Source organism: Actinoplanes sp. NPDC051633 (genome assembly GCF_040681735.1).
GTDB lineage: Bacteria > Actinomycetota > Actinomycetes > Mycobacteriales > Micromonosporaceae > Actinoplanes.
On record NZ_JBFAZH010000180.1, the window covers coordinates 1 to 9,509 of the forward strand.

9 protein-coding genes are annotated in these 9,509 nt (G+C 70.3%); 4 read left to right on the forward strand and 5 right to left on the reverse strand.

What is annotated here, in order from left to right; genetic code table 11:
• A partial coding sequence (locus AB0M20_RS13215) for a glycoside hydrolase family 15 protein (protein ID WP_364297652.1) occupies positions 1–943 on the forward strand: 943 nt, incomplete at its 5' end.
• Here the strand turns inward: AB0M20_RS13215 and AB0M20_RS13220 are convergent.
• The gene (locus AB0M20_RS13220) at positions 929–1,645 is read right to left on the reverse strand and encodes a Clp protease N-terminal domain-containing protein (protein ID WP_364297654.1); all 717 of its coding nucleotides are present in this window, start codon (positions 1,643–1,645) and stop codon (positions 929–931) included. The genes AB0M20_RS13215 and AB0M20_RS13220 overlap by 15 nt on opposite strands.
• 614 nt (positions 1,646–2,259) lie before the next feature.
• On the opposite strand from AB0M20_RS13220, the gene AB0M20_RS13225 reads away from it, so the two are divergent.
• Both AB0M20_RS13225 and AB0M20_RS13230 read left to right on the forward strand, forming a co-directional pair.
• A complete protein-coding gene (locus AB0M20_RS13225) occupies positions 2,260–2,580 on the forward strand; it encodes a MerR family transcriptional regulator (protein ID WP_364297656.1) in 321 nt (106 codons plus the stop codon).
• 117 nt (positions 2,581–2,697) lie between these two features.
• Positions 2,698–4,359, forward strand: a complete 1,662-nt coding sequence (locus tag AB0M20_RS13230; RefSeq protein ID WP_364297658.1) for a discoidin domain-containing protein — start codon at positions 2,698–2,700, stop codon at positions 4,357–4,359.
• 21 nt (positions 4,360–4,380) lie between these two features.
• Here the strand turns inward: AB0M20_RS13230 and AB0M20_RS13235 are convergent, their stop codons facing one another.
• From AB0M20_RS13235 to AB0M20_RS13245, 3 genes are read right to left on the reverse strand one after another with little or no spacing between them, the layout of a single operon-like run.
• A complete protein-coding gene (locus tag AB0M20_RS13235) occupies positions 4,381–4,959 on the reverse strand; it encodes a dihydrofolate reductase family protein (RefSeq protein ID WP_364297660.1) in 579 nt (192 codons plus the stop codon).
• A 53-nt stretch (positions 4,960–5,012) separates the two neighbouring features.
• The gene (locus AB0M20_RS13240) at positions 5,013–5,693 is read right to left on the reverse strand and encodes a response regulator transcription factor (RefSeq protein WP_364297662.1); all 681 of its coding nucleotides are present in this window, start codon (positions 5,691–5,693) and stop codon (positions 5,013–5,015) included.
• Complete coding sequence (locus AB0M20_RS13245) at positions 5,690–6,793, reverse strand: histidine kinase (protein WP_364297664.1); 1,104 nt, start codon at positions 6,791–6,793, stop codon at positions 5,690–5,692. The genes AB0M20_RS13240 and AB0M20_RS13245 overlap by 4 nt, the downstream gene beginning before the upstream one ends.
• 133 nt (positions 6,794–6,926) lie before the next feature.
• Between AB0M20_RS13245 and AB0M20_RS13250 the strand changes: the two genes are divergently transcribed.
• Positions 6,927–7,595, forward strand: coding sequence for a hypothetical protein (locus AB0M20_RS13250; protein WP_364297666.1), 669 nt, complete (start codon positions 6,927–6,929; stop codon positions 7,593–7,595).
• Here AB0M20_RS13250 and AB0M20_RS13255 read toward each other — a convergent pair.
• A partial coding sequence (locus AB0M20_RS13255) for a KUP/HAK/KT family potassium transporter (protein WP_364297668.1) occupies positions 7,578–9,509 on the reverse strand: 1,932 nt, incomplete at its 5' end. The genes AB0M20_RS13250 and AB0M20_RS13255 overlap by 18 nt on opposite strands.

Here is a 9,509-nt window from a genome sequence, read left to right on the forward strand (position 1 = left end):
ATTCGCTTTCACGACGCGCGCGGCGGCCGCCGCGAGGGGGCCGGAAACCCCGATGCAGATCATGTTGGGGGTCGGCGGGGAGCACGACCTGACCGAGCGGACGCTCCCCCATCTGCGCGGCTGGCGCGACAGCCGGCCGGTGCGGGTGGGCAACGGCGCGTGGAACCAGCAACAGATCGACGTGTACGGCGAACTGCTCGGCGCCGCGCACCGCCTGGCCGACCAGATCGGCGCGATCGACGACGACGTGCGCGCCTTCCTGATCGCGCTGGCCGACAGTGCTGCCGTCCGATGGCGCGAGCCCGACCAGGGCATCTGGGAGGTGCGTGGTGAGCCGCGGCACTTCCTGTATTCCAAGGTGATGTGCTGGGTGGCGCTCGACCGGGCGATCAAGCTCGCCGGGCGACTGCGTGCCGCGGACAAGGCCGACGCCTGGGCAGCGGCCCGCGACGAGATCCGGCGGTATGTGCTCGAGCGGGGCTGGAGCCCCACGGCCGGCGCGTTCACCCAGTACATCGGCTCCGACGAGCTGGACGCGTCGAACCTGATGATGCCCATCGTCGGATTCCTGCCGGCCGACGATCCGCGCATGCTGGCCACCATCGAGGCCGTCGCCGAGCGGCTGGTGGACGAGCGAGGGCTGGTCTACCGATACCAGACCGGCTCCGACGTCGACGGGCTGACCGGCACCGAAGGCACCTTCCTGCTTTGCACGTTCTGGCTGGCGCAGGCGTGGGCGCTGGCCGGTCGGGTGACGCGGGCGCGGGAGGTCTTCGAGCTGGCCGCCGGCCACCGCAACGACGTCGGCCTGCTCGCCGAGGAGGTCGATCCGGCGACCGGCGAGATGCTCGGCAACTTCCCCCAGGCGTTCAGCCACATCGGACTCGTCAACGCCGCCTGGGCGATCAGTGAGGCCGAGAGGGACGGCCTACGACCCCGGTGACGCGGCCACGGCGGCGTTGATGGACGCCTCGGCGGTGCCCTTCTCGACGCCCAGGCCGGCCAGGACGCCCGTGCCGTCCTCGAGCTCGAGCAGCGCGAGCAGGATGTGTTCGGTGCCCACGTGGTTGTGGTTCATCCGCAGCGCTACTCGGAAGGTCAGCTCCAGCGCCTTCTTGGCGTGCGGATCGAACGGAATGAGCGCGGGCACGGAGTCGGCTGCCGCGGGCACCGTCGCGGTTGCGGTCTGCCGCACGACGTCGAGCGACACGCCCTGCGCGACGATCGCCCGGGCGCCCAGCCCCGTCGGGTCCGCCACCAGGCCGAGCACCAGATGAGCCACGGTGATCTGGTTGTTGCCCTTGGCCCGGGCCTCCTCCTGCGCCGTCACGATGACCTTTCGGGCGCGGTCGGTGAAGCGGCTGAACCCCTGGCTGGCGTCGAGGTCCGGCGCGTCGCCCTTGGCGACGAAGCGTTTCTGGGCCGCCTGCTTGGTGACGCCCATGCTGCGGCCGATCTCCGTCCAGGAGGCGCCGGAGCGGCGCGCCTGGTCGACGAAATGCCCGATCAAGTGATCCGCGACGTCACCGAGGTGGTCAGCGGCCAGCACCGCGTCGGTGAGCTGCTCGAGGGCGGTGGAGTGGCTCTTCTTGATGGACTCGATCAGATCGTCGAGCCGGATCGAGTTGGTCACGGGTTCAGTCATGGGTCAACCATAGGTTGACGATCGGCCAACGTCAACTCATGGTTGACGCCTCTTCGGAAGCCCCGTTTGCCTGCCGAGAAAATCTGGGTCCGATGTACTAGACATTCTCGCCACGGTTGGCTAATGTTCCTGGCGTTGAGAGAAGAGATCACGGAAAGACGCTGACGAATCGACCGAGCGTCAAGCAGGGCCCGGACCCATTCCGAGGCTCGCTCGGCCGGCAAGGAACGTGGAAGTGAAAGTGAAGACCCTGACGTAAGTCCAGGTCGGGGCAGTTCGTCGCACGTGTTCGGGGCCATGAAGTTGCGTGGGGCTTCGACACCGGCGGACGGCAGCAACAGCAGCACAGTTTCGGAAGCAGAGGAAAGGGAGGGCCTGACACCGTTGGATCGCCCGCAGCCAGGAAGAATTCAACTCTGGCGCGGTCACCGCAGTCTCCATCGAACGAGAGGTGGTCTCCGGTCACGCTTATGCGATCCTCGCACCCCCAGCCGCCGACGGCGGCCGGTGCGGATACGAAAGCCCGACGCACGCGTCGGTAGATGGTGTTCTCGACCCGTAAACCCTGGGCCCCGGCGCTCCCGCGCCGGGGCCCTCGTCATGGAGAAACGTATATGGCCCAACCCGACGACATGTTCGGCGACGACGACTACCCCGCCTACACGATGGGCCGCGCCGCGGAGATCACCGGCGCCTCGCAGGACTTCCTGCGCCGGCTCGACGAGGCGAAGCTGATCACCCCGTTCCGGTCCTCCGGCGGTCACCGCCGATACTCCCGCTACCAGTTGCGCCTCGCCGCCCGGGCCCGGGAGATGGTCGACCAGGGCACCGCCCTGGAGGCCGCCTGCCGGATCATCATCCTTGAGGACCAACTCGAAGAGGCGCTCCGGCAGAACGAGAAGCATCAGCGCCGGCAAGAACCCGAGGCGTCCTGAGCCGGACGCTAGTCCCCAAATTTGCAGCTTGCCGTTCAACTATTGCAATCCGACGTCGACTCCTGTCACGATGACCGTCGATCCGTACCCCCCGATTCGGATCGACTGGAGTCCCCCATGGACGTCACCCGCCGCACCGTCCTGTCGGCCGTGGCCATCGCCCCCGCCGCAGCCCTGCTCACCGATCGCACGCCCGCCCGGGCCGCCTCCCCGCCCGGCGATGTCGTCGGCAAAATCAGCGTCGGCTATCAGGGGTGGTTCGCCTGCCCCGGCGACGGCGCGCCGATCGGCGGCTGGTGGCACTGGAGCCGCGACCGCTTCCAGCCGCCGTCGCCCGCCAACACGACGATCGTGTCCTGGCCGGACACCCGCGACTACGCGCACGTCTACCCCACGGCGTACACGAATCTCGGCGATGGCCGGCCCGCCACGCTGTTCTCCTCCTACGACCAGCAGACCGTGGACACGCACTTCCGGTGGATGCAGACCCACAACATCGACACCGCCGCCCTGCAGCGGTTCAACCCGGTCGGCGACGAGGGACCCACGCGCGACGCGATGGCCTGGAAGGTGCGTTCGGCCGCCGAGGCGACCGGCCGCAAGTTCTACATCATGTACGACGTCACCGGCTGGACGAACATGCAGTCCGAGCTCGTCACCGACTGGGCCGGCAAGATGTCGGCGCACACCGCCTCCCCCGCCTACGCCCGGCAGAACGGCAAGCCGGTCGTCTGCGTCTGGGGCTTCGGCTTCAACGACGACGGCCGCCCGTTCGCCCCCGCCGCGTGCCTCGACGTGATCCACCGGCTCAAGGCACAGGGCTGCTACGTGATCGGCGGCGTGCCGACCTACTGGCGCGAAGGCAAGAACGACAGCCGGCCGGGCTTCCTCGACGTCTACCACGCCTTTCACATGATCTCGCCGTGGATGGTCGGCCGCACCGGCACCCTCGACGGCCTCGACTGGTTCCACGCGCAGGTGAACACCCCCGATCAGGCCGACTGCAACGCGCACGGCATCGACTACCAGCCCTGCGTGCTGCCCGGCGACCTCTCCGCCGGCCATCGCCGCCACGGCGACTTCTACTGGCGCAGCATCTACAACATGGTCCGGCTCGGCGCGCAGGGCCTGTATGTGTCCATGTTCGACGAGTACAACGAGGGCAACCAGATCGCGAAGACCGCCGAGACCGCCGCCTCCGTCCCGGCCGGCAGCGGCATCCGAGCACTCGACGAGGACGGCACGTTCTGCTCCGCCGACTACTATCTGCGGATCACCGGGGACGGCGGCCGGATGCTCAAGGGACAGATCCCGCTCACCGCCGTACGCCCCACTCCGCCGACCACGGGGAGCCAGCCGCCCCCGGTCACGGACCTCGCCCGGGGACGGCCCACGGCGGCCAGCGGCCACACCCAGGTCTACACGTCGGGCAACGCGGTCGACGGCGACGGCGGGAGCTACTGGGAAAGCGTGAACAACGCGTTTCCGCAGTGGATCCAGGTCGACCTCGGCCAGGCGGCGACCGTCGCGCGCCTGGTGCTCAAGGTGCCACCCTCCTGGGGCGCGCGCACGCAGACGCTCGCGGTCTCCGGCAGCACCGACGGCACGGCGTTCGCGACCCTCGCCGGCTCCGCCGGCCGCACCTTCGACCCGGCGGCGGGCAACGCCGTGACGGTGTCCTGTCCGCCCACCCGGGCGCGGTACGTGCGAGTCGGCTTCACCGCGAACACCGGCTGGCCGGCGGGGCAGTTGTCCGCCCTGGAGATCTACCCCGCCTGACGCCCCACCCGGCACCGCTCGCTAGCGGACCCGGTATCGGATGTGCGTTGCCTCCGGGGTGTCGATCACCCGGAGGATCTCCAGCTCGACGAGCGACGGCAGCACGTCGAACAACCGGCGGCCGCCGCCGAGCAGCACCGGGATCTGATGGATCTGGATCTCGTCCAGCACACCCGCCGCCAGCGCCCGCTGCGCGGTGTACCCACCGACCACATGCACGTTCCGGTCCCCGGCGGCGGCTTTCGCCTGCGCCATCGCGGCGTCGATCCCGTCGGTCACATACGTGACCAGCGGATAGCCCCACCGGGCGGCCGGCGGGGGCGGCCGGTGACTGGGCACGAAGATCGGCAGGCCGCCGTGGGAACCGCCCCAGTGATCCATGAGCTCGGCGGTCCGGCGACCGGCGACCACGGCCCCGCACGACTTCATCTCGTCCATCAGCTCGCCGACCGGGCCGCCCAGCTGGACGAACTCACCGCCCGGGGCGAACCAGTTGTGCAACCGGTGGTCGTCGTCGCCGCCGAGGTAGTCGTTGTGATCGGCGATGAAACCGTCGAGCGACATCGACATGAACAGCACGCTGGACTGGTGATCACTCATCGAGCTCTCCCGAAATGGTGGTCGACCGGCCCGATGCCGGTCGTTCACCAGAGCTACGAACGAGGCCACCCCGGATCGACAGGGCCGAGGCCGGGGCGGATCAGCCCGCTCTCGTAGGCCAGCGCCACCGCCTGCACCCGGCTGCTCAGGCTCAGCTTGGTGAGCAGCCGGTTGACGTGGGTCTTCACCGTCGCCGGGCTCAGGTGCAGGGTCTTGGCGATGCCGTCGTTGGACAGGCCACGGGCGATCTGGCGCAGGACGTCGAGCTCGCGGGCCGTGAGACCGGCGACGGCCGCGGGCCGGGCGGCCGGCGGCGGCCGGCTGATGTGCTCCTCGATCAGTCGCCGGGTCAGGGCCGGCGCGAGCATCGCCTCACCAGCCGCGACCGTCCGGACGCCCGCCGCCAGCATGTCCGGTGGCGTCGCCTTGAGCAGGAAGCCGCACGCCCCGGCACGCAACGCGTGATAGACGTACTCGTCCAGGTCGTACGTCGTGAGGATCAGCACCCGGGTGGCCGGGGTGGCGCGGATGATCTCGCGGGTGGCGGCGATCCCGTCCAGCCGCGGCATGCGGATGTCCAGCAGCGCCACGTCGGGACCCGTCCTGGCGACCTCGGAGATGGCCTGCCGCCCGTCGCCGGCCTCGCCGAGCACCTCGATCCCGCGTGTCTCCAGCAGCAGCCGCAACCCGGACCGGACCAGATCCTGGTCGTCGGCGATCACGACGGACGTCACGACGGCGCCGCCGGATCCCGCGGCAGCACGGCGACCACCCGGAACGTCCCGCCGTCGTCGACGCCGTGGCGCACGGTCCCGCCCAGCACGGCGGCGCGCTCGCGCATCTCCACCAGACCGAATCCGCCCGATCCGGCGTCCTTGCCGGCCCGGTTGGCGGCCTCGATGGTCAGGTCCGGACCGGTCAGGTCGAGGCACAGGCGGACAGCGCGGTCGTCCGCGTGCCGCAGCGCGTTGGTCAGCAGCTCACCGACGATCCGGCGGCCGGCGACGCTGACCGGGCCCGGCAGGTCGTCCGGTGACCCTTGCAGCGTCAGGTCCACCCGGAGCCCGTCCCGCCGGAAGCCGTCCACCAGCGCCGTCAGGCCGGCGAGCCCGTCCGTACCCGTGTCGTCCTGATTCCGGATCAGCCGCAACAGGCGCCCGGTCTCGTCCAGGGCGGCCCGGCCCGACGCCGTGACGTCGCGCAGCGCGGCAGCGGCGCGGTCCGGCTTCGCCGGCATGAGATCTGCGGCGACCTCGGCCTGCACCACCATCACGCTGATCGAGTGGGCGAGCAGGTCATGCAGTTCGCGGGCGATGCGGGCCCGCTCGTCGGCCACCGCCGCACGTCGCCGGCTCTCCTCCTGCAGGCGCAGCAGTCGGGTCTGTTCGGCGTGGCCGTCGGCCAGCCGCCGGGTCAGCAGACCGAAGGCGTACGGCGGAACCAGGATGGCCACCAAGAACAACGCATCGGACAGCGTCGCGCCCTCGGTGGTGAGCCTCTCGATCATCACCAGGGCGGTGAAGACCAGGCCCAGCCCGACGGCGCCGGTCGGCCACGGCAGGTGACGGGCGAACGTGAAGGTGGCCAGCGCGATGTACAGGATCGGCGTCGCCGCGTCCGACATCTCGGTGCCGGCCACCACCGGCAGCGCCAGGATCACCCACACGGACGCGACCGGGGCGATCAGCGGCCACCGCCGGCGGAACACCAGCAGCGCGCAGCAGATCGCCGTCGCGGCGATGCCGACCGGGAGCCGCCCCATATGGAGCGAAACCAACTCCACGATGCCGACCGCCGCCAGGGCGGCAGGGATCAACGCGTCCCGCAGCCTCATCGGCTCAGCCTAGGCACCCGCTCCGGCGCCGCGAATCGACCGAAGGATGTACGCGCACACCGCGCCGGGATGGACGATCCGGGCGTCCCGGCTCCCTAGCCTCGACGGCAACCCATTCCGAAGGAGTTCCGCCATGAAGTCCAGCTCGAAGCTCACCGCCCGTGTCGCCTGGTGCGCCGCCTGGCTCAGCCTGCCCCTGTCCGTGGTCCACGCGCTCAGCCGGTTCGCCACCGCGGACGGCCGGTCCGATCTGGATTCCGCCGTGGTCCGGTGGTGGGCCGAGCCGGCCGCGCGCCACCTCAGGTCCCTGCTCGACTGGTCCAGCCCGGACACCGTCTACCGCACGTACGGCAAGATCTGGTTGCCGCTCATGCTGGCCGCCCTCGCGGCTGCCTTCGTCGTGCGCCGCCACCGCAGCCCGCACGGTCTGGAGCGCGTCGCGTGGCCGATCGCTCTCGCCGGATTCGCCGGTCTCACGGTTTCCCTGCTGGGCGACTATTTCACCCCGTGGATGGAAGAGTCCTTCGCGGCCATCGGCATCCCCGCGATGCTGATCACGATGCTCGGCTTCCTGCTCCTGGGCATCGCGTTGCTGAGACGCCGTTTCCGCCCGGCCGCCGCGGCCTGGTTGCTGCTCCTCTGGGTGCCGGAGTTGTTCCTGCTCAGCGGGCTGATCGCGCTGGGCGCGGCGCTGATCCCGGTCCTGTTCGCCTGGGCGCTGGCGGCCGGGGCGGTGACCGCGCAACCCACCGGCGTGCCGAGCGTGGTGGGCAGCGCCGAGCGTTCAGACCTCGATGTGTGAACCCATGATGACGGTGCGGTCGCGGGGCAGGCCGAAGTACTCGGCGGCGTCGGCGGTGACGTAGGAGGTGGCCACGAACAGCCGCTTGCGCCACGACGCCATCGTCGGCGCGTGGCCCACCCGCAGCTCGATCTTCGACAGGAAGTACGACGCCTGGTCCAGCTGCAGCGGCCCCTCGGTGGTGGCGGACCCGAGTGCGCGCAGGGTGGCCGGCACGTCCGGGGTCTCCATGTATCCGAACCGGGCGATGACGTGAATGATGCCGTCGTGGCCGTAGCCGAGATCGTCGACGGTGAGCCGGTCATCGGGCGCCACCCTGGGAACCGGCTCGGTCTGCAGGGACATGATGACGACCTGGTCGTGGCGCACCCGGTTGTGCTCCACATTGGCCCGCATGGCCAGCGGCGCGGTCAGCTTGCCGCGGTTCAGGAACACCGCGGTGCCGGGCACCCGCGCGATCGACGACGACTCGTCCCGCACGTCGTCGATGAACTCGCGCAGCGGCCCCTCCCGTCGTTCCCGCTCCGCCGTCACGATCTGGCGGCCGCGCTGCCAGGTCGTCATCAGGGTGAACGCGGTCAGGCCGATCAGCAGCGGCAGCCAGGCCCCGTGCGCGAGCTTGGTCAGGTTGGCGGCCACGAAGAGTAGATCGACCAGCAGCAGCACGGTCGCGCCGATGCCGATCAGCCACAGCGGCGCGTTCCACTTCCACCGGGCGACGTAGAAGAACAGCAGCGTGGTGATGGTGATGGTCCCGGTCACCGCCATGCCGAAGGCATAGGCCAGCGCAGCGGAGCTGCGGAAGGCGAAGACCAGGGTGAGCACGGAGACCAGCAACAGCCAGTTGATCCAGGGTACGTAGATCTGGCCGATCGACGACTCCGAGGTGTGCGCGATCCGCAGCCGCGGCAGGTAACCGAGCTGCGCCGCCTGCGACGCGACCGAGAACGCCCCGGTGATCACCGCCTGCGACGCGATGACCGTCGCCGCCGTGGCCAGCAGCACCAGCGGCAGCCGGGCCCACTCCGGCGCCATCAGGAAGAACGGGCTGCTGATGTTCGACCGGTCCTCGAGGATCAGCGCGCCCTGGCCGAGGTAGCTGAGCGCACACGCCGGGAAGACCAGGAACAGCCATCCGCGGCTGATCGGGCGCCGGCCGAAGTGGCCCATGTCCGCATACAGCGCCTCGGCGCCGGTGACCGCCAGCACGATCGCGGCCAGGGCGAAGAAGGCGATTCCGAAGTGGCCGGTCAGGAAGCCGATCGCGTACGTGGGCGACAGCGCCCGCAGGATCGCCGGGTGGCCGGCGATGCCGATCACCCCGCACGCGCCGATCACCGCGAACCAGGCGATCATCACCGGCCCGAAGACCCGGCCGACCGCGGCGGTCCCCTTCCGCTGCACGGCGAACAGCGCCACGATGATCACGGCCGTGATCGGCACGACCAGGGCGCCCAGCGAAGGCTCGACGACCTTCAGCCCCTCCACCGCGGAGAGCACCGAGATGGCCGGGGTGATCATGCTGTCGCCGAAGAACAGGGAGGCACCGAAGATGCCCACGGCGGCCAGCACGACGGCGGCCCGCCGGCCCTGCTGGGCGCCCCACCGCCGCAGGAGGGCGATGAGCGCCATGATGCCGCCCTCGCCGTCGTTGTTGATCCGCATCGCCAGCAGCACGTAGGTGACCGTGACGATGATCATCACGGACCAGAAGACCAGCGACACGACGCCGTACACGTTGCCGGTGCTGACCGGCACCGGGTGCGGGTCCGCCGGGTTGAACACCGTCTGCAGCGTATAGATGGGGCTGGTGCCGATGTCGCCGAACACCACACCGAGCGCCCCGACCACGACCGCCAGCCGCACGGAGTCACGCGCGCCCGGCCCGTGCGCCGCTGGTTCGGGCGCCGCGGG

What these genes read in the sequence shown, in the direction of transcription:
- AB0M20_RS13220 (WP_364297654.1), bottom strand. Translation starts at nt 1,645, where the DNA reads ATGACTGAACCCGTGACCAACTCGATCCGGCTCGACGATCTGATCGAG.
- AB0M20_RS13225 (WP_364297656.1), top strand. Translation starts at nt 2,260, where the DNA reads ATGGCCCAACCCGACGACATGTTCGGCGACGACGACTACCCCGCCTAC.
- AB0M20_RS13230 (WP_364297658.1), top strand. Translation starts at nt 2,698, where the DNA reads ATGGACGTCACCCGCCGCACCGTCCTGTCGGCCGTGGCCATCGCCCCC.
- AB0M20_RS13235 (WP_364297660.1), bottom strand. Translation starts at nt 4,959, where the DNA reads ATGAGTGATCACCAGTCCAGCGTGCTGTTCATGTCGATGTCGCTCGAC.
- AB0M20_RS13245 (WP_364297664.1), bottom strand. Translation starts at nt 6,793, where the DNA reads ATGAGGCTGCGGGACGCGTTGATCCCTGCCGCCCTGGCGGCGGTCGGC.
- AB0M20_RS13250 (WP_364297666.1), top strand. Translation starts at nt 6,927, where the DNA reads ATGAAGTCCAGCTCGAAGCTCACCGCCCGTGTCGCCTGGTGCGCCGCC.